This is a genomic window from Desulforegulaceae bacterium, from assembly GCA_034006035.1.
Lineage (GTDB): Bacteria > Desulfobacterota > Desulfobacteria > Desulfobacterales > JACKCP01 > JACKCP01.
The window spans coordinates 22,123-47,249 of sequence record JAVETN010000017.1; the positions used below are offsets into that span (position 1 = coordinate 22,123).

At 32.6% G+C, this 25,127-nt stretch carries 26 protein-coding genes; 23 read left to right on the forward strand and 3 right to left on the reverse strand.

Annotation, left to right across the window (positions count from 1 at the left end; translation table 11 throughout):
• Nucleotides 1–21: 21 nt before the first annotated feature.
• The 16 genes from RBR53_11005 (at nt 22) to RBR53_11080 (ending at nt 14,725) form a co-directional block, all read left to right on the forward strand.
• Nucleotides 22–1,062 carry a hypothetical protein gene (locus RBR53_11005; GenBank protein MDY0133181.1) on the forward strand — a complete coding sequence of 347 codons (1,041 nt, stop codon included), beginning with the start codon at nt 22–24 and terminating at the stop codon, nt 1,060–1,062.
• Nucleotides 1,059–2,144 (forward strand): glycosyltransferase family 4 protein, encoded by a 1,086-nt coding sequence (locus tag RBR53_11010; GenBank protein MDY0133182.1) that lies wholly within the window; start codon nt 1,059–1,061, stop codon nt 2,142–2,144. Before RBR53_11005 ends, RBR53_11010 begins: the two co-directional genes overlap by 4 nt.
• Nucleotides 2,145–2,152: 8 nt before the next feature.
• Nucleotides 2,153–3,325 (forward strand): glycosyltransferase, encoded by a 1,173-nt coding sequence (locus RBR53_11015; protein ID MDY0133183.1) that lies wholly within the window; start codon nt 2,153–2,155, stop codon nt 3,323–3,325.
• Complete coding sequence (locus RBR53_11020; protein ID MDY0133184.1) at nt 3,318–3,668, forward strand: hypothetical protein; 351 nt, start codon at nt 3,318–3,320, stop codon at nt 3,666–3,668. Before RBR53_11015 ends, RBR53_11020 begins: the two co-directional genes overlap by 8 nt.
• Nucleotides 3,665–3,997: a hypothetical protein gene (locus tag RBR53_11025; protein MDY0133185.1), complete on the forward strand. Its 333-nt coding sequence runs from the start codon at nt 3,665–3,667 to the stop codon at nt 3,995–3,997. Before RBR53_11020 ends, RBR53_11025 begins: the two co-directional genes overlap by 4 nt.
• Nucleotides 3,998–4,015: 18 nt before the next feature.
• The gene (locus tag RBR53_11030; protein MDY0133186.1) at nt 4,016–5,158 is read left to right on the forward strand and encodes a glycosyltransferase; all 1,143 of its coding nucleotides are present in this window, start codon (nt 4,016–4,018) and stop codon (nt 5,156–5,158) included.
• A gap of 14 nt (nt 5,159–5,172) precedes the next feature.
• The gene (locus RBR53_11035) at nt 5,173–6,192 is read left to right on the forward strand and encodes a polysaccharide biosynthesis protein (GenBank protein MDY0133187.1); all 1,020 of its coding nucleotides are present in this window, start codon (nt 5,173–5,175) and stop codon (nt 6,190–6,192) included.
• Nucleotides 6,189–7,304, forward strand: a complete 1,116-nt coding sequence (locus RBR53_11040) for an NAD-dependent epimerase/dehydratase family protein (GenBank protein ID MDY0133188.1) — start codon at nt 6,189–6,191, stop codon at nt 7,302–7,304. The genes RBR53_11035 and RBR53_11040 overlap by 4 nt, the downstream gene beginning before the upstream one ends.
• Nucleotide 7,305: 1 nt before the next feature.
• A complete protein-coding gene (gene wecB / locus RBR53_11045; GenBank protein MDY0133189.1) occupies nt 7,306–8,445 on the forward strand; it encodes a UDP-N-acetylglucosamine 2-epimerase (non-hydrolyzing) in 1,140 nt (379 codons plus the stop codon).
• Between the two features lies 1 nt (nt 8,446).
• Nucleotides 8,447–9,661, forward strand: coding sequence for a glycosyltransferase family 4 protein (locus RBR53_11050; GenBank protein ID MDY0133190.1), 1,215 nt, complete (start codon nt 8,447–8,449; stop codon nt 9,659–9,661).
• 21 nt (nt 9,662–9,682) lie between these two features.
• Nucleotides 9,683–10,648, forward strand: coding sequence for an NAD-dependent epimerase/dehydratase family protein (locus tag RBR53_11055; protein ID MDY0133191.1), 966 nt, complete (start codon nt 9,683–9,685; stop codon nt 10,646–10,648).
• 1 nt (nt 10,649) lies between these two features.
• Nucleotides 10,650–11,633, forward strand: coding sequence for a UDP-N-acetylmuramyl pentapeptide phosphotransferase (locus RBR53_11060; protein ID MDY0133192.1), 984 nt, complete (start codon nt 10,650–10,652; stop codon nt 11,631–11,633).
• A 14-nt stretch (nt 11,634–11,647) separates the two neighbouring features.
• Nucleotides 11,648–12,814, forward strand: a complete 1,167-nt coding sequence (locus RBR53_11065; protein MDY0133193.1) for a DegT/DnrJ/EryC1/StrS aminotransferase family protein — start codon at nt 11,648–11,650, stop codon at nt 12,812–12,814.
• Nucleotides 12,815–13,219: 405 nt separating this feature from the next.
• Nucleotides 13,220–13,408: a hypothetical protein gene (locus tag RBR53_11070; protein MDY0133194.1), complete on the forward strand. Its 189-nt coding sequence runs from the start codon at nt 13,220–13,222 to the stop codon at nt 13,406–13,408.
• Nucleotides 13,393–13,695 (forward strand): type II toxin-antitoxin system RelE/ParE family toxin, encoded by a 303-nt coding sequence (locus tag RBR53_11075; GenBank protein MDY0133195.1) that lies wholly within the window; start codon nt 13,393–13,395, stop codon nt 13,693–13,695. The genes RBR53_11070 and RBR53_11075 overlap by 16 nt, the downstream gene beginning before the upstream one ends.
• Before the next feature lie 226 nt (nt 13,696–13,921).
• A complete protein-coding gene (locus tag RBR53_11080) occupies nt 13,922–14,725 on the forward strand; it encodes a hypothetical protein (GenBank protein ID MDY0133196.1) in 804 nt (267 codons plus the stop codon).
• A 65-nt stretch (nt 14,726–14,790) separates the two neighbouring features.
• Here the strand turns inward: RBR53_11080 and cysQ are convergent, their stop codons facing one another.
• Entirely contained in the window at nt 14,791–15,600 is an 810-nt protein-coding gene (gene cysQ, locus RBR53_11085) for a 3'(2'),5'-bisphosphate nucleotidase CysQ (protein MDY0133197.1), read from the reverse strand.
• Between the two features lie 25 nt (nt 15,601–15,625).
• Nucleotides 15,626–17,035, reverse strand: a complete 1,410-nt coding sequence (lpdA, locus tag RBR53_11090; GenBank protein MDY0133198.1) for a dihydrolipoyl dehydrogenase — start codon at nt 17,033–17,035, stop codon at nt 15,626–15,628.
• A 182-nt stretch (nt 17,036–17,217) separates the two neighbouring features.
• Here lpdA and RBR53_11095 point away from each other — a divergent pair, with 182 nt between their 5' ends.
• The 7 genes from RBR53_11095 (at nt 17,218) to RBR53_11125 (ending at nt 24,675) form a co-directional block, all read left to right on the forward strand.
• Entirely contained in the window at nt 17,218–18,492 is a 1,275-nt protein-coding gene (locus RBR53_11095) for an aminomethyltransferase family protein (protein ID MDY0133199.1), read from the forward strand.
• Between the two features lie 142 nt (nt 18,493–18,634).
• Nucleotides 18,635–19,027 (forward strand): glycine cleavage system protein GcvH, encoded by a 393-nt coding sequence (gene gcvH, locus RBR53_11100; protein ID MDY0133200.1) that lies wholly within the window; start codon nt 18,635–18,637, stop codon nt 19,025–19,027.
• A gap of 3 nt (nt 19,028–19,030) precedes the next feature.
• On the forward strand, nt 19,031–20,383 hold the full coding sequence (gene gcvPA, locus RBR53_11105; GenBank protein MDY0133201.1) for an aminomethyl-transferring glycine dehydrogenase subunit GcvPA: 1,353 nt from the start codon (nt 19,031–19,033) through the stop codon (nt 20,381–20,383).
• Nucleotides 20,376–21,827, forward strand: a complete 1,452-nt coding sequence (gene gcvPB / locus RBR53_11110; protein MDY0133202.1) for an aminomethyl-transferring glycine dehydrogenase subunit GcvPB — start codon at nt 20,376–20,378, stop codon at nt 21,825–21,827. Before gcvPA ends, gcvPB begins: the two co-directional genes overlap by 8 nt.
• A complete protein-coding gene (gene lipB / locus RBR53_11115; GenBank protein MDY0133203.1) occupies nt 21,827–22,480 on the forward strand; it encodes a lipoyl(octanoyl) transferase LipB in 654 nt (217 codons plus the stop codon). The genes gcvPB and lipB overlap by 1 nt, the downstream gene beginning before the upstream one ends.
• Nucleotides 22,481–22,537: 57 nt before the next feature.
• Nucleotides 22,538–23,437 carry a lipoyl synthase gene (gene lipA / locus RBR53_11120; protein MDY0133204.1) on the forward strand — a complete coding sequence of 300 codons (900 nt, stop codon included), beginning with the start codon at nt 22,538–22,540 and terminating at the stop codon, nt 23,435–23,437.
• Between the two features lie 650 nt (nt 23,438–24,087).
• The gene (locus RBR53_11125) at nt 24,088–24,675 is read left to right on the forward strand and encodes a transposase (GenBank protein ID MDY0133205.1); all 588 of its coding nucleotides are present in this window, start codon (nt 24,088–24,090) and stop codon (nt 24,673–24,675) included.
• 220 nt (nt 24,676–24,895) lie between these two features.
• Here RBR53_11125 and RBR53_11130 read toward each other — a convergent pair.
• Nucleotides 24,896–25,127, reverse strand: a 232-nt coding sequence (locus RBR53_11130) for a tyrosine-type recombinase/integrase (protein ID MDY0133206.1), incomplete at its 5' end; no start/stop codon positions are given.

A 25,127-nucleotide genomic window follows, 5' to 3' on the forward strand; every position in this document is an offset into this window, starting at 1 on the left:
ATGTAAAGGAAAGAAATTAAAATGATTGCAATTCATCACAGGGAAAGTAGCTTTTCAGAATGTTGGATAGAGTATTGCCAGAAGCATGATATTCCATTCAAGGTAGTTAATGCTTATGCTGATGATATCATAAAACAACTTGCGGATTGTGATGGGGTTATGTGGCATTGGCATCAGAATGAATATCGGGACCAGCTTTTTGCTCGACAGCTCGTATTTGCATTGGAGTCAGCAGGAAAAAAAGTGTTCCCCAATTCAAATACATCTTGGCATTTTGACGACAAAATAGGACAAAAGTATTTATTGGAAGCCCATAATTTGCCTTTGGTACCTACTCATTGTTTTTTTGATTGTGAATCAGCAATGAAATGGTTAGATAATTCAAACTTTCCTAAGGTTTTTAAGCTTAGAAACGGAGCTGGCTCAAAAAATGTACAACTTGTGAAAAATCGTGTTCAAGCTGAAAAAATATTGAAAACAGCATTTGGGAGAGGTTTTGGGAGCAGAACCAGAAAATCTATTTTGGATGAAGCCTTCTGGCGGTTTAAAAGAGACAAAGATATAATCAATCTGTTGCGGATTTTCAAAACTTTAATGTTAATTGCAAGTCATCCTGCTACAAAATCTAAACTGCAGGTCCAAAAAAATTACTTATATTTTCAAGATTTTATCCCAAACAACCAATATGATGATCGCTTGGTTGTTATTGGTGACAGGTGTTTTTGTATGAGAAGGTATTGCAGAAGTGATGATTTTCGTGCATCAGGGAGTGGTGTATTTTCCTACGAAATTGACCAATTCCCTAAAGAGTCCATTAAAATTGCATTTACAGTTGCAAAGAAAATCAGATCTCAATCATGTGCCATGGATTTCGTATATAGTGATGATGGAATGCCTATGATTGTAGAAATTTCTTATTGTTTTACTCCAGGTCGTGTTTATGAAGATTGCCATGGATACTTTGATTCAGAACTTAATTGGCACGATTTGCCTGTCAGGCCTGAGGAATTTATTTTAGAAGATTTTTTATTTGACATAGCTGAAAGTACTACTATCAAATGAAAATAGTCCTTGTTAATTCTCATCTTGGCTATGGCGGTGCAGAGAGGGTCATTACCTTGATGGCCAACTATTGGGCCGAGCAAGGACATGATGTTTACCTGATGACTCTTGCCAGGCGTGATGTGCCATGTGCATATCCTTTGCATGTGCTAGTCAATCGGGTCAGTGCCCAGGATGGGACACGACATCGATTCGTTTTGCTCAAGCTTTTTGACTTTCGTAAAAATCTGGGCCGCCTTTCCCCTGATATAGTCATTTCTTTTCAGGATGAAACCAATATCATGACCCGACTTGTATCTTTGGGACTTGATTTGCCCCTGATTATTTCAGAACGGAGTCATCCACAGTATTTGCCGCTTGCCTGGTACTGGAAACTTGCCCGTCGACTTGTATATCCTTTGTGCGATTGCCTAGTAGTTCAAACTAAGTCCATTCATGATTGGTTTATGAGCCGAAAATATGATTTGTCTATTGAAATTATTCCTAATCCTCTTTTGAATGATGATAATCGAACTGATTTTGATGCAGAAATTATTCTTGATAAGAATGCTATTATTACTGTGGGAAGGCTGACAAAAGCCAAAGGGCATGACAGGTTGCTGGAAATTTTCAAAAAGGTTTCAAGCCTCAGGCCAGACTGGAAGCTTTATATTGTTGGCGAAGGTAATCTCCGGACAAGGTTAGAAGAAAAAATTCAAGATTATGGGCTTAACGGTAAGGTTATTTTAACAGGACATGTTAAAAATCCACTGTCTCTACTTAAGCAGGCAAAGATTTTTGTGTTTACCTCATATTGGGAAGGTTTTCCCAATGCACTATGTGAGGCAATGGCTGCTGGATTACCCGTGCTCAGTTTTGATTGCCCGTCAGGTCCTGCGGATATAATTGTAAATGGTAAAAATGGAGTTTTGATCTCCAGCCAAGAGCATGGAGCGTTTGTAGAGTCGTTGATTGAGTTGATAGATTGCTCTCAAAAGGCGAATAAACTAGGTGCTAATGCCAGGCAAATCACTGCAAACCTTTCTGTCGATTCTATAATGAAAAAATGGGCCGAGATGGTTTCTAGATACATACAAAAATGAGGAATATTGTGAATTATAAAGATAAAAAAATTTTAATTATTATTCCCTCTTTTCAAAAAGGGGGCGGTGCAGAAAAGATAGCAATTATTTTGGGCAATGAGCTATCAAAAAATTACGAATTGGCTTATTTGACATTTTACAACTCAGATAGTGAGCATGAATCCTACTTTAAAAGGTTTTCATTAAATGAAAAGCCTGGGAAAGTATTTTGCTCCAAGCTGATATACGCCTTGAAAAGGATACGTTTTATAAAAAGAATTGAAAGAGAATATCATCCTGATCTGATTATTTCTTTTATGTTTGATGCGAATTTTTTCACAATGCTTTCAGTACAATATCCTAAAAAAGTTATCCTGAGTGTGCATAGTGATATTTACAGATTTGGCTACATGAAAAGAAAAATTTTGGCATTTTTGTATCGAAGGGCAGCTTATACCCACGCTATAACAAAAAAAATGGAACTGAATCTCAAAGAAAATAAAATCAATAAAACAATCGTCATTTACAATACACATGATATAAAGCATTATCAGCAACTGTCTTTGAGTAACTCAGAAATTACAATCCCGAAAGAAAAATTCGTTTTCCTGAATATAGCTAGGCTTAATTATGCGAAAGGCCAATGGCACTTACTCAAATCTTTCAGCCTTGTCGCTAAAAACTATCCAAATGCATTTTTGATTATTTTGGGGGAAGGTGTCCTCAGAAACCAATTGGAAAGGTTGAGTGACGATCTGTGCATTCGGAAAAAAGTTTTAATGGCGGGCAATGTTGATAACGTATTTCCAGTTATTAAAAAGGCGGACTGCTTTGTTTTCCCAAGCTTGTATGAAGGTCTGCCCAACGTTTTGATTGAAGCATTGGCTGTGGGTACAAAGATTGTTTCTACCGACTGCATCAGCGGGCCGAGAGAAATTATTGCTCCTGAATTAGATATCAGTGCAAAAGTCTCTTATCCTTATCAAAACGAACAAGGTGTTTTAGTCGAACCGTTTCGAAAAGAAAAAATGGATTTCAGCAAAAACATAAGCACGATTGAAAAGAAACTTGCCTCGGTTATGATGGATTTTATGAAAGATAAGCCGGTAAACGAAAAATATGCATTTGATGTCGAACGATTTTCCATCGATTCTACAGTCAGAGAATGGGATAAGTTGGCGAAAGGAATAATTTATGATTAATCTCCGTTCTTTTATCAGAAAATCACCTTTGCTATATACCTTTTATCTGTTTTTGAGATTTAAAGGGAAATATTATAAATTACCAGATAGATATACTGATATTCACATAACGGCTTTTCAAAGAAGCGGTAATACATTTGCCGCCAATCTTGTCAAAAGAGTTTTACCTGACAAAAAAATCGTTACACATATTCATACCATAGCCTCATTAAAAAAAGCTTTGAAATATGATATCCCTGTTATTGTATTGATTAGAGACCCCAAACAATCTATCCCTTCGTCTTTACTCAAAAGGATAGAGGGGGGGGGGGGGATATTAGGAAAGCATTTAATTACGACGTGAATGACTATATAGCTTATTATGGTTTTGTTTTATCAAATATTGATAAAATTAACGTGGTTTCATTTGATTTGTTAATAAACAGTCCTGAAATTTTTATTAAAACAGTTTCAAACCAACTCAAAATTCCTATTCCCGATCATGATACAATAATTAAATGTATCGATGATACATACACAAATCTGAAAAATGATAAAAGAAAAGATGGAACAAGAAATTTTAAATCTGAATATAAAGAGAGGAAAAAAAGAGAGCTTATGAGTTATATTGAAAATGATGAACGCCTCGATTTTTGTATTTCACTTTATCAAAAAGTTATCGAAAATGCCTAAAATTTTATGGAGAATTTATTGAAACCTTTAATATTATTTAATTGTACAACAAATGTTGTTGGAGGAGGGGTTAAAAATTCGGCTATTTTTATTAAACATGCCTTAATTAAAAATCAAGAAAATTTTATTTTTGCTGTATCCCCTCAAGTTAATGAAATTTTAGAAAGATGGAATATAAAAAAAAATTCCGTTTTTGTTTTAAGCAAGTCACCTGCAAAAAGTTTAAAAATGCGAAAAAAACTTTTCAATATTAGCAATAAATTTAATGTAGATTGTGTTTTTACAATGGCTGGCCCATCTTATGTTAAATTTAATAAACCTCATATTATGGGGATAAGCAACGCTTATATAACACATCCTAGCTTTCAGGCAGTTTGTATGGGAAAAACAAAAATTCAAATTGTTAGAGAATTGCTACTTATTGTTTATAGAAGTTATTATTCTTTAAAGGCGGATTTTTGGATTTTTCAAACAAATACAGCTGCCTTTGAATTTGCTAAGAAATATTTAATAGATAAGAAAAGAATAAAAGTTGTTTCTAATTCTATCGGTCTCGAATTTAATGAGTATTTTTCAAGTAAGTCTGTTAAAAAAATTGATAGTAATAGGATCAAGGTTTTTTGCCCGTCCGCTGCCTACCCGCATAAATGCCTTGATTGCATACCTGAGTTATCAAGACATTTGATAGAATTATCTCCACATATGAATTTTGAATTTATATTGACTTTAGAAAAAAACTCAGACATGTGGGAAAAAATTGAAAAAAAAGCAAATAAATATTCTGTCGCTGATAAAATAAAGAATATAGGACCTTTTAATTACGCTGATGCTTCAGGGTTATATGAAAAAGCAGATATTATATTTGTTCCAAGTATTTTAGAAACTTTTTCTGCAAGTTATCTTGAAGCTTTTTCTTCAAAAAAACCACTCATTGCAGCCGATAAAAAATTTGCAAGGGATATTTGTAAAAATGCAGCTTTATATATTAATCCGTTTGAATTAGAAGAAGCTGCATTGAAATTTATTGAAATTGCAAAAGATGAAAAGCTTCTTGAAAGTTTGACTGAACGAGGTCTTAAAGTCTTGAATGAATATAGAGATCAACAGGACAGATTTAATAAAATTTATGATTTTTTAAAAAATGTTATTCGAACTAATTAATTTCAGGAAAATAAATGCTAAAAAATAAAATATTACTGATAACAGGAGGCACAGGCTCCTTCGGAAACGCAGTTCTAAATAAATTTCTCAATACAAATATAAAAGAAATAAGAATATTCAGCCGTGATGAAAAAAAACAAGACGACATGCGCCATAAGCTTAAAAATGATAAAGTTAAATATTATATTGGTGATGTAAGAGATTACAACAGCATAAATCTTGCAATGCATAAAGTAGACTATGTTTTTCATGCGGCAGCATTAAAGCAGGTACCATCTTGTGAGTTTTATCCAATGCAGGCTGTTAAAACAAATGTTGAAGGAACAGAAAATGTTTTAAATGCTGCCATAGCAAATAAAGTTGAAAAAGTAATTGTATTGAGTACAGACAAGGCTGTTTATCCAATTAATGTTATGGGCATGACTAAAGCACTTTCCGAAAAAGTTATGATTGCACGTTCCAGAGATGCAGACAATGGCAGTTCTTTATTTTGTGCAACAAGATATGGAAATGTCATGGCATCGCGAGGTTCAGTTATTCCTTTATTTACAGAACAGGCAATAAATGGTCAGCCTCTTACTGTTACAGATCCTAATATGACAAGATTTTTAATGTCTTTGGAAGACTCCGTAGATTTGGTTCTTTTTGCCTTTCAAAATATGAATCCAGGAGACATTTTTGTTCAAAAAGCACCTGCTTCAACAGTTATTGATTTAGCCAATGCTATAAAAGAACTTTTTAATTCAAAAAGTGAAATAAAAATTATTGGAACAAGGCATGGTGAAAAATTATATGAAACTCTTTTAAGCAGGGAAGAACTTATAAAAGCTCAGGATTTGGGAGATTATTACAGAGTTCCTGCAGATACAAGAGATTTGAATTATGATAGATTTTTTGTTGATGGCGATGTTAAAACTTCCGGAAGTGAGGATTATACTTCACATAATACAACAAGGCTAAATGTAGAACAGATAAAAGAGCTTTTGCTAAAACTTGATTTTATAAAAAATAAACTTGAAGAGCTTAACAAATGATAAAAAATATTCTCATCACAGGTGCAAAAGGTTTTATTGGATCAAATCTTTTTGTGAGGCTTAAACTGGAAAAAAAATACAATATTTTTTGTTTTGATATAGAAAACAGCGAAAATGATCTTGAAGAATATATTTTAAAATCAGATTTTATTTTTCATCTTGCCGGTGTAAACAGACCTAAAAATGAAAATGAATTTACAAAAGGTAATGTAAATTTAACAGATAAAACAATTAATATTTTAGAAAATAATAATAAAAATATTCCTGTTATTATGACATCTTCTGTTCACAGCGGCTCAGATAATCCATATGGCCAGACCAAACAACAGGCTGAAAATATTTTGCTGGATTATAAATCAAAAGGTGGAAAAGTTTTAATTTACAGGCTTTCCAATGTTTTTGGCAAATGGTGCAGGCCAAATTACAATTCTGTTGTTGCTACATTTTGCTATAATATTGCAAATGGAATTGATATTCAAATCTCAAATAGAAAAAATGAAATAAATTTTATTTATATAGATGATATTATAAATGATTTAATTGAAAAAATTAATTTTGATTTTTCTGTTTTGAATAAAGATTTTTTTTATATTAAACCAGAATATAAAGTAAGCTTAGGAGAAGTTGCAGACCTTTTATATGGTTTTCATAATATAAAACAAAGCCTGATGGTTCCTGATTTTTCAAATGATTTTGTAAAAAAACTTCATGCAACATATCTTTCATATCTTCCAAAAGATAAATTTTCATCAAAAGCAAAGCTTAATGAAGATGAAAGAGGTAATTTGTTTGAACTTATAAAATCAAGGCAGTTTGGCCAGATTTTTGTCTCAACAACAAAACCCGGAATAACAAGAGGAAATCATTATCATCATACAAAAAATGAAAAATTTTGTGTTATCAGGGGAGCAGCAGAAATTAAGTTCAGGCATATTTTAGAAGATGAAGTAATAACATATAAAGTAAGTGGTGATGAGCCTGAAATTGTTGATATACCCCCAGGCTATACTCATTCAATTATAAATACGGGCAATAGCGAACTTATTACTTTGTTCTGGGCGAATGAAATGTTCAATCAAGAGAAACCTGATACTTTTTTTGAAGAAGTTTAAAATGAAAAAATTAAAAGTTTTAACTGTAGTTGGAACAAGACCTGAAATTATAAGATTATCAAGAGTTATGAAAAGACTTGATGAAGTCATAGCTGTGGATCACATTATTGTTCATACAGGTCAAAATTATGATTATGAGCTTAACGAAATTTTTTTTTCGGATTTAGAGTTAAGAAAACCTGATTATTTTTTGAATGCGGCCGGAAAAAATGCTGCGGAAACAATTGGAAATACAATAATTAATATTGATCCAGTACTTGAAAAAGAAAAACCGGACGCTTTTTTAGTACTTGGAGACACTAATAGCTGTTTATGTGCTATACCTGCCAAAAAAAGAAAAATTCCTGTTTTTCATATGGAGGCTGGCAACAGATGCTTTGACCAAAGAGTCCCTGAAGAAACAAACAGAAAAATTGTTGACCATATAAGCGATGTTAATTTGACTTACAGTGATATAGCAAGAGAATATCTTCTAGCAGAGGGGTTCCCAGCTGATCAGATAATAAAAACAGGGAGCCCCTTGTTTGAAGTAATAAATTACTACAAAGCTAAAATTGATTCATCCCAAATACTCTCAAAATTAAACCTGAATAAAAATTCTTTTTTTTTAGTTTCTGCTCACAGAGAAGAAAACATAAATAATGACAAAAACTTTCATTCTTTAGTCAAAATTTTAAATTCCATAGCAGAAAAATACAATTTACCCATCATTGTTTCAACTCACCCAAGAACCTTTAAAAGAATTAATCAAGAAAAAATTAATTTTAATAGTTTAATTACACTTTTAAAACCCCTTGGCTTTTTTGATTATGTATTTTTACAAAAAAATGCAAAAGTTGTTTTGTCTGACAGCGGAACAATTTCTGAAGAAACTTCCATATTGAATTTTTCCTCTATAAATATTAGAGATGCTCATGAAAGACCTGAAGCCATGGAAGAAGCTGTAGTAATGATGACAGGTATGAATGAAGAAAGAATACTTCAGTGCATATCTCTGCTTGATCAAGAATTTATAAATAAAAGCAATAATTTACCAATATCTGTTAAAGATTATTCAATGCCAAATGTTTCAGAAAAAGTTGTAAAAATAATATTGTCTTATACAGATTATATAAATAAAAAAGTTTGGAAGAATTATTAAGTTGAATATTTTAATTATATCTCAATATTTTTGGCCAGAAAATTTCAGAATTAATGATTTAGCAACAGATCTTGTTGAAAAAGGTCATAAAGTGACCGTTTTGACCGGTCTTCCAAATTATCCAAAAGGAAATTTTTTCAAAGGTTACGGAATTTTTAAAAAAAAATATAAAGAACAATATAAAGGTGTTGATATTTATAGGGTGCCAATTATTTCCAGGGGGAACGGTAAATTTCAAAGGCTGTTTTTAAATTATTTGTCGTTTGCATTTACAGGCAGTATAGTAGCACTATTTTTACAAAAAAAAAAATTTGATAAAATTTTTGTATTTGAAGTTTCGCCTATAACAGTAGGTATACCTGCAATTGTATTTAAAAAATTAAAAAAAATCCCTATTGTTTTTTGGGTACTTGATTTATGGCCTGAAAGTGTTGCTTCAGTTGGTGCTGTTAAATCTCAGAAGTATATTGGTTATATAAAAATTCTGGTTAAATATATTTATTCTAAATGTGATAAAATACTTGTTTCTTCAAAAGGATTTAAAAAAAGTATTGAAAATATAGAACCAAGAAAAAATATAATATCATATTTCCCAAATTTTATAGAAAAGGTTGACAGAGGAAAAGTTTTTTACCCTGAATTAAGTCAAAAAATAAATTTTCCTGAAGGTTTTAAAATAATGTATGCTGGTAATATTGGTTACGCTCAATCTTTTCCTACTATTCTTGAAGCCGCTGAAGTACTAAGAGATTATAACATTTATTGGATAATTGTTGGAGATGGCAGGTGCAGAGATTGGGTAAAAAAAAGAATTAAACAATTAGGTTTGGAAAAAAAAGTACTTTTACCAGGTTCATTCCCTCAGGACACAATGCCATTTTTTTACAGCAAATCTGATGTAATGCTTGTTTCTCTAAAAAATGAACTAAATTTTTCTTTGACTGTTCCAGGTAAAGTTCAATCATATATGGCTTTTGGTAAGCCGATAGTTGCTGCTCTTGCTGGAGAAGGTGCTAATATAATTAAGGATTCATCTAGCGGTATAACATGTCGGCCCGAAAATTCGAAAGATTTGGCAGAAACTGTTCTACAAATGTATAATCTGCCTCAAGAACAGCTTATAAAAATGGGTCAGAGTGGTAAAAAATACTGTGAAAAAAATTTTAACAGAGACTTGCTGGTTGACGAGTTAATAAATATTTTCAAACAACTTTAAAATTAGTTTCAGGGTAAAATAGTGAAAAAAATTTTAATTACAGGTTCAAACGGGTTTATAGGAAGTTATTTAAACCAAAAAATATTAACATCAGATATCTTTAAAGCTTACTGTATAGATCTTAGTAATTCATTTAAATTTAAATTTTTTTACTCTGGTGATATAAGTGACTTTGAGAAAGTAAATGGAATTGTTCGAAAAATATCTCCTGATATTATAATTCATTGTGCAGGAGTTGCTCATCAAAAATTAGGTGGGGTGGATAAAAATAAGTATTTTATGATTAACAGTGAAGCAACTTTAAACCTTGCTGGTGCTGCAGCAAAAATAAATCCAGATGTCCATTTTATATTTTTGTCTTCCATTTCAGTTTATGGAGAAAATTTTACTGATGAAAAACCAGTTATTGAGGAATCTGATTTAAATCCATCCAGTGATTATGCAAAAAGCAAGCTTGATGCTGAGATAAAGCTGATTGATTTATATAAAAAAGGTGTATTAAAAAAATTAGATATATTAAGGCTTGCTCCTGTATATGATTCTGACTGGACACTAAATCTTGATAAAAGAGTTTTTGGGCCTAAAGAGCTTTTTTATTTAAAATTTGGAAGCGGTAAGCAAAAACTTTCTGCGGTTTCAAGAAAAAATCTTGTCGATTTTATTGAATACAGAGTTAAAAATGCTGGTTCAAAAGAAGATGAGTTTTTAAATATATTTAATGTATGTGATCTTAATCCTTATTCATTTAAAGAAATAATTAATATTTTTAAAAGATCTGATTTAAAACCTGAAAGACCAGTTTTTAGAGTTCCTTTAAGTTTTGTCTGGCTAGTAACAAGACTGGCAGGGATGGTAATAAAAAGTAAAAGATCGTGGATATATTCCTGTTACGATAAAGTTGCCAAAGATCTTGTTTTTGATAATACTAAAATGCTTGAAACCGGTTTTAAACCTGAAAAAAATTTAAAAGATATATTTTTAAAATAATATGAAATATTCAATTTTATTTATTGTTCCATTTATTATCAGTTTTTTCGGTTCATGGCTTATAAAATCATACGGTTATGAGCTTGGTATAATAGATGTTCCAAGCGAGAGAAGTTCGCATGAAAAAATTATTCCAAAAGGCGGCGGAATAGGGATTTTGTGTGCTTTTATTTTAGGGGGATTTTATTTTAAAATCTCCTTATTTTTTTTAGCGCCTTCTGTTTTGTTATCTTTGGTCAGCTTTTTTGGTGACAAGTTTGATATTAAGCCAAAGATAAGACTTTTTATTCAGTTTTTGTGCAGTTTTGTTTTTTTGTTTGGGATTTTGATATCCGCAAGTTCTGATATTGTAAATTATTTTACATTTTTATTTTTTGCTGTTTTTATTGTTGGAACTGCAAACTTTTATAATTTTATGGACGGTATTAACGGTATTGCCGGTATTACCGGAGCAATAGCCTTTTTTTTTCTTGGTTTTTTTGGGTATTTAAATGATTTTCAGTTAAGTCATGTATTATTTTGTTTTTCAGTTGCTGCTGCATGTGTAGGTTTTCTTCCTTTTAATATTCCTGATGCAAAAATTTTTATGGGTGATATTGGAAGTGTTTTGCTTGGTTTTGTTTTTGCCTGCTTTGGTGTTCTTTTTTCTACTACTTTTCTTGATTTTATTTGTATCTGCGGGTTTTTATTTCTTTTTTATGCAGATGAGATTTCTACTATGTATATTAGAATAAAAGATAAAGAAAAGCTTAGTAAGCCTCACAGAAGACATTTGTATCAATTATATGCAAACGAACTTAATATTAAACATTGGAAAGTCTCTTTTGTTTTTGGTATTGTGCAGATATTAATATCCATTGCAGTTTTAGCTCTTAAACAATTTGGAATAATTCCTGTTTTATTTTTTTATGCTTTTATTTTTGGATTGTTTATTTATGTTTCAACTCTGGTTAGAAAGAAAATAAGAAACCTTGCTTTTAATTAAAATACAGAGAAAAAATGATGAAATCATGGCCGTCATATACAGAAGAAGAAGCAGAAGCAGTAAAACAAGTGCTTTTATCCAACAAGGTAAACTACTGGACAGGGGAAGAGTGCAGAAAGTTTGAGGATGAATTTGCAGCCTATTGTAACTGCAAATATGGTGTTGCACTTGCCAACGGTACGGTTGCCATAGATTTGGCCCTGAAATCTCTTGGTATTGGCCCTGGACATGAAGTTGTTGTAACACCGCGTACTTTTCTTGCTTCTGCAAGCTGTGTTGTAAATGCTGGTGCTATTCCTGTTTTTGCCGATGTTGACCTTGTTTCACAAAATATTACTCCAGAAACTATTGAAAAAGTAATAACAGATAAAACAAGAGCAATTATCTGTGTTCATGTCACTGGTTGGGCTTGTGAGATGGACGGAATTATGAATCTTGCAAAGGAATATAATCTTAATGTTATTGAAGACTGTGCACATGCACATGGAGCAAAATATAAAGGTATTCCTGTTGGAAGTTTTGGAGATGTTGCTGCCTGGTCCTTTTGTCAGGATAAAATTATGACTACAGGCGGTGAGGGCGGAATGCTTACCACAAATAATAAAGAAATATGGGAAAGGGCATGGTCATATAAAGATCACGGCAAATCATGGAAAGCTGTATATAAAAAGGATCATCCCCCCGGGTTTAAGTGGTATCATGAAGATTTCGGTACAAACTGGCGAATGACAGAAATGCAGGCTGTTTTAGGAAGGATTCAGCTTAAAAAACTTGATTCATGGGTTGAACAGAGACGAAAAAATGCTTGTTTTTTAAATGAAAGTTTTAAAGAAACAGATGGGATAAGGGTTACAATTCCTCCTGAACATATTTATCATTCTTATTATAAGTATTTCATTTTTGTTGAACCTGAAAGGTTCAGGCTTAGATGGGACAGGCACAGGATGATGATGGAAATATTAAAACACGACATTCACTGCATGAGCGGCGGAGTGTGTCCTGAAGTTTACCTTGAAAAAGCTTTTGAAAAACATGGTCTTATGCCTGAGAATAGACTTGAAAATGCAAAAGAGCTTGGAGAAACCAGTCTTATGTTTCTTGTTCATCCAACTTTATCAGAAGCTGATATGGAAGTTACAGCAGGTGTTATTAAATCTGTTACTCAAAAGTCCTTTAGATAATAATAAAAAAATCTTTTAAGTGTTATTTTTCAGGCTCCCGATTTCAAATTGGGGGCCTGTTATTTTTGTGGCAGCTTGAGTCTGCTGGTTCCTAAACTCTTGCTTGGGAACCCACGTCTTAGATAAAGTAAGGGGTCAAGTCTAGGTTTGACTCATTTGTTGGAAAAGGTGTAGGGGCTGATTCAATATCCGCCCTGTTTTTTGTTTATGAAAAGGGCAGAAATGGATTCTGCACCTACGGCGTTTCCATTAAGAATACGTATTCGTGAGTGCTTTATTGTGTAGCTTCCTAAGGGAATGCGAGGCAGGATATGACCGACGATCTTGATATTTAAAGACATAATTGTTAAAATATTTTAAATGAATACGAAATATAATGCATTATTAGTAAAAGGGTAAATAATTATGAATACTGTAAAAAAAGAAGTTATTTCATTGCTTGAGACACTTCCGGATGAATGTACAATAGAAGATATTCAATATCATTTGTATGTTGCTGGAAAAATACAGAAGGGTATTCATAGGGCTAAAACTGAAGGAACACTCAGCCAAAAAGAAGTTGAAAGGAAATTCAGCCGGTGGACTTCACAATAAGCTGGTCTCCAGAAGCTGTTGAAGATATTGAATTAATAGCAGATTACATTGCAAGAGACTCTGAATTTTATGCCCGCTCAGTTGTATCAAATATACTTAATGTTTCTCGTAGCATCCCTGAGCAACCTTTTGCTGGCAGAATTGTTCCGGAATTTAATGATAACACTATCAGGGAACGTTTTGTTTATAGTTATCGCCTGATATATACAATTGATGGTTCAATTATCACAATGATTGCTATTATTCACGGTAAAAGATTGCTTGATAATGTTCCTGATAGATTTTAAATCCCAGTTGAAGGGGAGGGGTCAAGTCTACGCTTATTTACATTCTCAAGTTGGAGCTTGGGAACAAGCCGGGCCATCCAAATTATATTTCCAAGCTGGGACGGACCATCCAAACAAATTGTTGTGATTGACAAAGGTTTGGTTTAGGGATAATTGAAACGGGTTGTGTGCAAATGATAATTTAACTTATAATAATTATAGGAATTTAAGGTTTTTTAATTAGCTAATGAATAATCTACCCGCTAATCAAAGCAATGAGCATTGTAGAGAATATTATGAAGATGAAATTTCTTTAATAGATGTTTCAAAAATAATAATTAAAAGATGGAGATGGTCTTTAGGAGCATTTCTTTGTTTTCTTCTTGGAACATTTTTTTTGCTTTTTTATCCGGGAGCCAAAATTGTTACCTTGGATTATGTCTCAATATATAAGGCTGCAGAAAGTTCACCTGGTTCTCCAATAATATCTTTAGAATCAACAGGAGAAAAAGCAGAGCTATATTATATAGGCTTGGTTGTTCAAAATTTTATTGAACAGAAAAAAGTTGAAGAGCTTCCTTTTAAAATTGAAGTAGAAACTTCAGATCCTTCAGGCTTTGTGGTTATTAAATCTTCAGCTTCTGAAAATGATAAAGAAAAATTAAATGAGATTAAAGAATCACATAAAGAACTTGTGGAATTAATTTTTAAAGAAGAATCTATTTTAATAAATCATAAAAAGGAAATTTGGGAAAGAAATCTTAAAAATGCTAAACAAGCTCTTGAAATGTTAAAAACTGCCCAAAGTTTAAATGCTGTGGAACTTTCAGCAAAATATATGGATCAGATAGTTAAGTTTGAAAACGATTTGTCAGGCTTGCGTTCAGGAGAAATTCTTCAGCTTGCCTATGGAAATAAGCCTGAAAGTAAAAAAAAGCTTATAGGAGCACTTGGTATAATGAGCGGGTTTTTTATGGCTTTGATTATTCCGTTTTTTGTTGAGTTTTTTATAAGTGTTAGGCAAAGTCTTAAGGAAGAAGAAAATAATTAAATTTAAAATTTTATTATTAAATTAATTGGGCGGTAATTTGTTTACCGCCTTTTTTTTTACTTTTTTTATTTTACAACAAAGTTTGGGTTTAAAAGGTTTTTTTTGTTATAAATAAGGCTTTTACCTGATTCAAGATTTTTAACTTCAAGTCCAGCCCCTTCACAAACACAATGACCTGCTGCTGTGTCCCATTCCATTGTTGGTCCAGTTCTTGGATAAACATGGGCAAGGCCTTCAGCAATTTTACAAAATTTAAGGGAACTTCCAGCTGATATAAAATTTACTTTTCCATGAATTTTTTCTTTTTCTTTAATAAATTTTTTTAGTTCATCATTTTGATGTGATCTTGTTGCAATTATTGTATATTCTTTTGGTTTTGTTTTTGGAGACAAAACTTTGGCAGTTTTTATAAAATCTTTTAAATTTGATTTTAAATCTTTATTTTCAGATATATTTTCAATTTTATAGGATTTTTTATCATAGCCAAAATAAAGGGTTTTAAGTACAGGAAGATAAACAACCCCTGCAATGGGTTTGTTTTTATTTATAAGAGCTATATTTACTGTAAATTCATTGTTTTTTTTCAAAAATTCTTTTGTTCCGTCAAGGGGATCTACTAAAAAATAATAGTCCCAGTTTTTTCTTTTTTCATATTCAATGTTTTTTCCCTCTTCACTTAAAAGAGGGATATTTATTTTTTGCAAATGATTTTTAATAATTTTGTCTGCTTTTTTGTCAGCTATTGTTACAGGTGAATTATCAGATTTTTTTTCTATTTCAAAATCTGATTTTGGGTCATTGTAAATTTCCATTATTTTATTGCCGGCTTTTATTGCGGCAATTATTGATTCATAAACGCAGTTTTCAATATTCAAAATATTATCTCCTGTTTATTTAAATTTATCCGTGAAGTTTTATCCCTGAAAGTTTAAGTCCAGCCTCCATAATTATTTCTGATAAAGTGGGGTGGGCATGAACAGAATTTGCAAGTTCTTCATAAGATAAATTGTTTTGAACCATTAAGGCTGCTTCTCCGCATAAATCAGAAGCATTTGGCCCTATTAAGTGAGCTCCTAAAATTTTGTTTTTATTTTTATCTGCAACAAGAATTGCCTCTCCTGAAATTTCTCCAATTGAATGGGCTTTTCCAGATGTCCTGAAAAGGACTTTTTCTGTAAAAGGTTTATATCCTTTTTCTTTTGCTGTTTCTTCAGTTTCACCTATAAATCCAATTTCCGGGGAAGTGAAAATAGCAGAAGGAATTTTTGAATAATCAAGCTTTGTAAACTTGTTTCCAGAAATTTTTTCAGCACAAATTCTTCCTTCAAAATATGCAGTGTGGGCCAGCATGGAAAAATCAGGGCCCAAAATATCTCCTATGGCATAAATGTTTTTACAAGTTGTTTCATAATTTTCATCAACAATTATATATCCTGATTCATTGGTTTTAATATCTGCTTTATCAAGTTTAAGTTTACTTGTCATTGGTGTTCTTCCTGTGCAGACTGCAATTTTTTTGCAACTAATTTCATTTGTTTTTGCTTTTGTATTGCTGGGAATTGTTTCAATTATAAAGCCTGAATCTGTATTTTCTTTAATTTTAGCAAGTGAATTTGTAAAAACCTTTATTTTTTGTTTTTTAAATTCTCTTTCAAGATTTTTAGAAATATCTTTATGAAGATTTTTTATGGGAAGAAGTCTTTGTTTTTCTTCAATTAGATATACTTTTGATCCAAGTGAAGACAAAATTGAGGCAAATTCACATCCTATTATTCCTCCTCCAATAATTGCAATTGATTCTGGAATATAATCAAGTTTTAGAAGGTCATTGCTTGATAAAATATTTTTATGGTCAAATTCAAATCCTTTAAGCTCTTTTGTTTTAGTTCCTGCTGCAATTATAAGTTTTTTAAAATTTATTTCTTTTTCTTTGGTATCAGTTTTTATATTAACAGAGTTTTTCCCTGAAATTGAAGCAAATCCATTTATAATTTCTATTTTATTGTTTTTTAAAAGAGATTCTAATCCCTTTTTTTGAATATTTATAATTTTATTTTTTCTATTTTGAAGCTTAGCCATATTAAATTTTGGGCTATTGGTTAATTCAATCCCAAAATCATCAAAATCATTTGTTTTTTTAAATAATTCAGCACTTGCCTTAAAAATTTTAGAGGGAATACAGCCTTGGTTTAAGCAGGTTCCTCCAAGGGAATCTTTTTCTATTAAAATTACTTTATTTCCAAGTTGGGAAGCTCTTATTGCTGCTATATATCCTCCCGGGCCTCCGCCAATTATAATTATATCTGACATTTTTTTCCTAGTGTTTTAAAATTAATTGATAAATTAACAAAAGTTTGAAATATCTGAATTGTTTATTCTAAATTAAAAATTAAGTAAATATTTTAGATTTTATTTATTTAAACTATAAAATTGTTTAATTCTAAAGTCAGAATAAAATTTGAGCTGATCCGGGATTTTTAAAAGGAGAAATAATGGTAAAAAAAACAAAGATAAACAGCCGCCACCATGAAATGGGAGCAAATATGGCTGAGTTTGGCGGATATGAAATGCCTTTGTGGTATAAAACAGGGGCAAGAGATGAGCATATTTCAGTTTTAAGGGCTGCAGGTATTTTTGATACTTCCCATATGGCTTTTGTAAATGTTTTAGGAACCAATGCTCTTGAGCTTTTGCAAAAAACTTTTTCAAAGGATTTAAATGCTTGTATTGGCCCAAATAAGCTTCCCATTGCAGATAAAAGATGTGTTTATGGAGTTTTTTTAAATGAAACGGGTCATGTAATTGACGATGCTATTGTTTATAAATTTGCAGATAACAATTATGCTGTTGTTGTAAATGCGGGTATGGGCCGGGAAATAGCAGCTCATCTTGAAAAATATAAAGAAAATCTTGATGTAAAAATTATAGATTATTCAGATAATCTTGGAAAATTTGATATCCAGGGGCCTTTATCAGGAATAATTGTAAAATCTTTAATTAATCATCCAAAGGAAGTTTTTGATGGTTTTGTTTATTTTTCACACAAAGGTCATTTTGATAAATCTGTTCCAACTTCCTATGAAGTAACTTTAAAAGGCAGTAATATTCCAATTCTTCTTTCAAGAACAGGTTATTCAGGAGAATTTGGTTTTGAAATTTTTGTAGACCAAAAATATTTTCTTGAAGTCTGGGATCTTTTTGTTGAAGAAGGAAGAATTTTTGAGCTTACTCCCTGCGGTTTGGCAGCCAGAGATTCATTGCGGGCTGGAGCAGGTCTTCCACTTTCACACAAAGATATTGGAAACTGGCCATATATTAATCATCCCTGGGAGTTTACCCTTCCTTTTACTGATAACAAAAAAGGTTTTGGAAAAGAATTTGTTGGAAGCAAAGTTTTATTAAATTCTGATTATAAATATCACACTTATGCTTTTGTAGGTTCTGATTTAAGAAAAGTAAATCCTGAAGATGCTGTTGTTGTAGATGAAAATAACATTGAAATAGGCAGGATTTTAACTTGTGCCACTGATTTGGGCATAGACTGGGCCAATGGCAAAATCTTTTCTATTACAAGCCCTTTGGATTCTGGAAAGCCGCCTGGGTTTAGTCCTCGGGGATTAAGATGTGGATTTGTTCATGTTGATAAAAAATTAAATTTTGGCGACAAGGTTTATCTTAAATCCAAAAAAAGAAAACTTGATGCAATTATTGTAAATGAAATAAGACCCCACAAAACTGCTAGAAGGAAAATTAGTTCTATGCCTTAGGGGGATTTGGGTAATGGGCAGAGCCAGAGCTTGGGAACCAGCAGGCTTTGATTCAAGTATATGAAATAACAGAGTTTGTTTGCCCAGATTCATAGGGCTAGCAAATTAATCATCAGACTTCATACCTTAAAGGAGAAAAAAAATGAAAGAAATAAATGAACTTAATCTGCCTGAAAACATATTTTATACAGATCAGCATGAGTGGGTTGAAACAGGTGAAGTGGTAAAAGTTGGAGTTTCAGATTATGCCCAGGATCAGCTCGGAGATATTGTTTTTGTTGAGCTTCCTGAAGTAGGTGATTCTTTTGAAAAAGGTGATGAATGCGCAACTCTTGAATCTGTAAAAGCTGTTTCTGAGATTTATTGTCCGGTTTCCGGTGAAGTTGTTGAAATAAATGAGGCTTTAGAAGATGAACCAGGTCTTATAAATGAAGATCCCTATGAAAAAGGCTGGATGTTTAAAGTAAAAGTTGAAGGTTCCATTGACGGACTTATGGACAAAGCCGCTTATCTTGCCATGCTTAAAGGAGAGTAAATAATGCATTACATCCCACATACCAAAGAGGATGTTGAAAAAATGCTTGCTTCCATTGGAGCAAAAACTGAAGATGATGTTTTTAAGGGGATTCCTTCAAATCTTAGAAGAAAATCTCCCTTAAATCTTGATGAGCCCATGAGCGAGTGGGAAATCATTGACAAGATGAGAAAAATTTCATCTGAAATGATCCCTTCATCTGAAAAAACTATTTTCATGGGAGCAGGAAGTTATTTGCACAATATTCCTTCAGTTGTGCCTTATCTTGTTTCAAGGTCAGAGTTTACAACTGCATATACACCGTATCAGCCGGAAGTAAGTCAGGGAACTTTGCAGGCAATTTATGAATATCAGACTTTTACTTCTAATCTTCTGGGAATGGATATTGCCAATGCTTCTATGTATGACGGTGCAACTTCTCTTGCTGAAGCACTTTTAATGTCTTTAAGAATTAAAAAAAAGACATCAAAAATTGTAATTTCAGAAGCTGTTAATCCATTTTATAAAAAAGTTGTTGAAACATATTTTGAGCCCACAGAATTTGAAATAATTTATCTTCCTTTTGATGAAAATGGAAAAACAGATATTTCAAAACTTTCAAATTCAAAAGACATTGCCGGATTTGCTGTTCAGTCACCAAATTTTTTTGGAATAATTGAAGACAACGAAAAAATTTCTGAAATATGTGAAAAAAATAAAATCCTTTTTGTTTCATGTTTTAGTGAGCCTTTTGCTTTTGGGCTTTATAAGCCTTCCGGAGTTTACGGAGCAGATATTGTCTGCGGTGAAGGACAAAGTATGGGAATTCCCCAGTCTTTTGGAGGGCCGGGTCTTGGAATGTTTGCTGCCAAAGAAAAATATATGCGTCAAATGCCAGGTCGCCTTTGCGGACAAACTGTTGATAAAAACGGAAAAAGGGGATTTGTTCTTACAATTTCCACAAGGGAGCAGCATATAAGAAGGGAAAAAGCAACTTCAAATATTTGCTCCAATCAGGGACTTTGTGCTCTTACTTCTGCTGTATTCATGTCCTGTCTTGGAAAAACCGGTTTAAAAGAAATTGCTAAAATAAATCATAATAATGCTTCCTGGTTAAGAAAAAAACTTATTGAGCTTGGATTTGAGGACAAATTTAAAAACTCAGCTTTTTTCAATGAATTTGTATTAAAAGCTCCAATTGGTTTTGAAAATGTCTGGGAAAAACTTTGTGAAAAGCAAATTGTCTGCGGTCTTCCAATTTCTAAGTTTTTCAATGATTTTGAAAATAGTTATTTGTTTTGCGTAACTGAAGCTTTTTCAAAGGAAAATATGGAAAATCTTCTTGAAAATATTAAAAAGGAGGTAGGCAATGATTAATGATAAGCTTACCGGACTTGTGCTTGACGAGCCTTTATTGTGGGAAAAGGGAAGTAAAGGAAGAATTGGTATTTCTATTCCAAAACAGGAAATTGAAGCTTCTAAACCAGACCCAAATCTTATTTGGGACGGGCCTGATTTTCCAGAACTTTCAGAAGTTGATGTTGTAAGGCATTTTACAAGACTTTCAACCTGGAATTTTGGAGTTGATTCAGGAATGTATCCCCTTGGTTCATGCACAATGAAATACAATCCAAAGCTCAATGAAAAAACAGCTTCAATGGAAGGTTTTTCAAGTTCCCATCCTCTTTTGCCTGAAAATCTTTGCCAGGGTACATTAAGGCTTATCTATGACCTTGAAAGGCTTTTGTGCGAAATTACAGGTCTTGATGTGTTTACTCTACAGCCTGCTGCCGGAGCCCAGGGTGAGTTGTGCGGAATGTTAGTGTTTAATGCCTATCATAAAAAAATGGGTAAAAGGCGGAAAAAAATTATAATTCCAGATACCGCACATGGAACAAACCCTGCTTCTTGTGCTTTATGCGGATTTGATACCATTGGTCTTGTTTCAGGAGCTGATGGTATTTTGCATCCGGACGCTGTAAGAGAAATTATGGATGAAGACACAGCAGGAATAATGATTACAAATCCCAATACCCTTGGTCTTTTTGAGGAAAATATTAAAGAGATTGCTGAAATTGTCCATGAAAAAGGCGGTCTTGTTTATTGTGACGGAGCAAACATGAATGCAATCATGGGTGCTGTGAGCATGAGAGAAATTGGAGTTGATGTTATTCATTTAAATCTTCACAAAACTTTTTCCACACCACATGGAGGCGGAGGTCCTGGAGCTGGTCCTGTTGGAGTTGTAAAAGAACTTGAAGAATTTCTTCCTGTTCCAAGGGTGGAAAAAAACGGTGATAAGTTTATATTTAACTCTGATTTTCCTTATTCTATTGGAAAGCTTCATGCTTTTCACGGAAACTACGGGGTTCTTATCAAGGCTTACACCTATATTCTTTCCATGGGTAAAGAGCTTTTTGATGCAAGCACAAAAGCTGTGTTAAATGCAAACTATATAAAAGAAAATTTAAAAGATATTTATCATCTTCCATACAAAAAACCTTGTATGCATGAATGTGTTTTTACAGATAAAAACTTTGAAGAATACAAAGTAACAACACTTGATATTGCAAAAAGACTTCTTGATTTTGGATTCCATCCTCCAACAATTTATTTTCCCCTTGTTGTTAACGGGGCAATAATGATTGAGCCTACAGAATCAGAATCAAAAGAAGAAATAGATAAATTTATAAAAGTAATGAAGCAGATTGCAAAGGAAGCAAAAGAAAATCCTGATATTTTGCATAGTGCTCCAAATAATACCAAAGTTGGCAGACTTGACGAAACCCTTGCAGCAAGAAAACCAAAGCTAAAAGGTTAATGAAAAAAGAACTTGTATTTTTAGACATGGGGAGGACTTTTTATAAGTATTCCCTTTTGTTTCAGGAAAAAATTGTTGAAGAAAAAATAAAGAATTTCTTATCAAAAGATTTTCTTCTTTTTACAGAACATGAGCCTGTGATTACCCTTGGTAAAAGGGGAGGGAAAGAGTTTGTTTTAAGGGAAAAACCTTTTTTAAAGAAAAATAATGTAAGTATTATTGAGACTTCAAGGGGTGGACTTGCAACATGTCATTTACCTGGTCAGGCTGTTTTTTATCCCATTTTAAATCTTAGAGGTTTAAATATAGGAGTAAGAGAATATTCCAGTAAATTAATGGATACAATTGAGGATTTTTTAAAAAAATATAAAGTTAAATCTTTTAGAACTGAAAATTATCCCGGAGTTTTTGTTAATAATAAAAAGATTGCAAGTATTGGTCTTTCCATAAAAAAAAATATTTGTTTTCATGGATTAAGCATTAATATTAATAATGACAATTCTCTTTTTGACTGTATTGTTGCCTGCGGTTTGAAAAATGTGGTGATGACAAGACTTTGTGATGAAACAGATATGGAAATAAATATGGATAAGGTAAAAACTGATTTTTTGGATTCTTTTGTTAAAGTTTTTGAATTTGAAATTTTCCATTAAACTGATTATTTTCTAGGTTTGCAGTTGAGTATATAAAAAAAATTTTAGGAAAGAATAATGTCCCAAACCTATTCAAGAAAAATATTAAAAGACCAGGGTATCAGGGTTTCAAAACCAAAATGGCTTAGAAAACCCCTTCCTTCAGGGCCTGAATATGAAAAAATACAGTCACTTTTAAAAAAAGGCGGACTTCACACTGTATGCTCACAGGCAAAATGTCCAAATCAGTTTGAGTGCTATTCAAAGGGAACAGCAACTTTTCTTATTCTTGGGGAAAAGTGTACAAGAAATTGTAAGTTTTGTGCAATTGAACAGTCTTTTAACGAGGCTGTTGATAAAGACGAGCCAAAAAAAGTTGCAAATGCTGCAAAGGAAATGGACCTTAAATATGTTGTTGTAACTTCAGTTACACGAGATGACCTTGAAGACGGCGGAGCATTTCTTTTTGCAGAAGTTATTTGTGAACTTAAAAAAAATATTAAAAATGTTTTTGTAGAAGTTCTTATCCCTGATTTCAAGGGAAATGAAAAAGCTCTTGATATAGTTTTAAATGCCAATCCTGATGTTTTGAATCACAATGTTGAAACATCAAAAAATATTTATGAAAAAGCAAGACCCATGGCAGATTATGAGCAGTCTTTAAAGGTTTTGTCATATTGTAAAAACAAAAGACCTGATATTTATGTTAAGTCCGGACTTATGACAGGTCTTGGGGAAACAAGGGAAGAACTTGATAAAACAATAAAAGATATAAAAAATTCAGGAGCTGATTTTATAACAATAGGACAATATTTACAGCCTTCCCTAAATCATCTTTTAGTTGAAAAATTTTATTCTCCCCAGGAATTTGAAGATATAAGAAAATTTTGTGAAAATCTTGGTTTTAAAGGGGTTGCTTCCGGACCTTTTGTCAGAAGTTCTTATAAGGCTTTTGAGATGTTTGGTTTGAATAAATAGTTGGTGTTTGTCTTGGACTCGTTCCTAGGTTCTGATTTGGACTGGAGCTCGTTAGAGGCTCGTTCCCAAGCTCTGATTTGTGCTGGAATTTATTAGGGGCTCGTTCCCAAGCTCCAGCTTGGGAATGTAAATATTTGAAATAACAGATTTTATTGACACAGACTCATAAAGCAAGCTAATTAGCCAGCAAGCTTTTTTATCTGGGATATGGGTTCCCAAGCAATGAGCTTGGGAACCAGCAGGCTTCGAGTTTGATTTAGATTCATACTTATTCGAGGGCTCGTTCCCAGGCTCTGATTTGGACTGGAACTCGTTAGGGGCTCGTTCCCAAGCTCCAGCTTGGGAATGTAAATATTTGAAATAACAGATTTTATTGACACAGATTCATAAAGCAAGCTAATTAGCCAGCAAGCTTTTTTGTCTGAGACGAGGGTTCCCAAGCAAGGAGCTTGGGAACCAGCAGGCTTCGAGTTTGATTTAGATTCATACTTATTCGAGGGCTCGTTCCCAGGCTCTGATTTGGACTGGAACTCGTTAGGGGCTCGTTCCCAAGCTCCAGCTTGGTAATATAAGCTCATGAAATAATAGAATTTATTTGCAGATATTTATAAAATGCGTTAATTAATCATCAGGCTTTTTTTATTTGAGAGGTGGATTCCCAAGCAGGAATTAAAAAAAAACATAAAATTAAAAAGATAAAAATGGGCAGAACAAGATATAAAATTTACGAACCAGAAAAACCGTATTTTATAACATTTACAATTTTAAACTGGCTTCCTGTTTTCACAAGAAAAGAAAGTGTGGAAGTTTTAATCAACAGCCTTAAATATCTTAAGGAATCAGATGAACTAAAACTTTATGCTTATGTAATTCTTGAAAATCATCTTCATCTGGTTTTGAAAAGTAAAGATCTTGTTTTAACGGTTCAAAAGTTTAAAAGCTATACTGCAAAAGAAATAATAAATCTTTTAAAAAAATCAGGTGCATCAACCCTTTTGGAACAATTTGCTTTAAATAAAAAAAATCATAAAAAAGAAAGCAAGTATCAGATTTGGGAGGAAGGTTATGCTCCAAAGCTGATTCAGGGTGAAGAAATGATGAGAAATAAAATTGAATATATTCATAACAATCCTGTGAAACGCGGATTTGTTGATGAGCCTTGGTACTGGCGCTATAGCAGTGCTAGAAATTATAGGGGAATGGATGGGCTCATTGATGTTGAGATGGATTGGTATTGATTTTGGTTCGCTGGAGCTGGCTTGGGGTTGGTTTCAAGCTTTGTAGGTTCGTACTCATTTTGAGCTCATACCCGTTTTTTTGGGCTCGTTCCCAAGCTCCAACTTGGGAATGTAAGTATATGAAAGAACAGAGTTTATTTATATAGATTCATAGAATGAGTTGATTAGCCAAGAGACTTTTTTTGTTTGAAACATAGGTTCCCAAGCCAGAGCGTGGGAACTAGCAAAAAAAGAGTTTGGGCTTGGGAACCAGTAGAAAAACTCCTGCATAACCGGCATCAAGATCTTTTTCATGCTTTTCTATAACAAGATTAACATGTTCCCTGAGCTCATGTTTCAGTTTTTCGGGTATTGGAACAGTACGGTCTTTCTTTCCTTTTCCATCATGAACAGTCAGAATCATTGCATCAAAATTAAAATCCTGAGCTCTTAGCTTCATGCACTCCGACAGC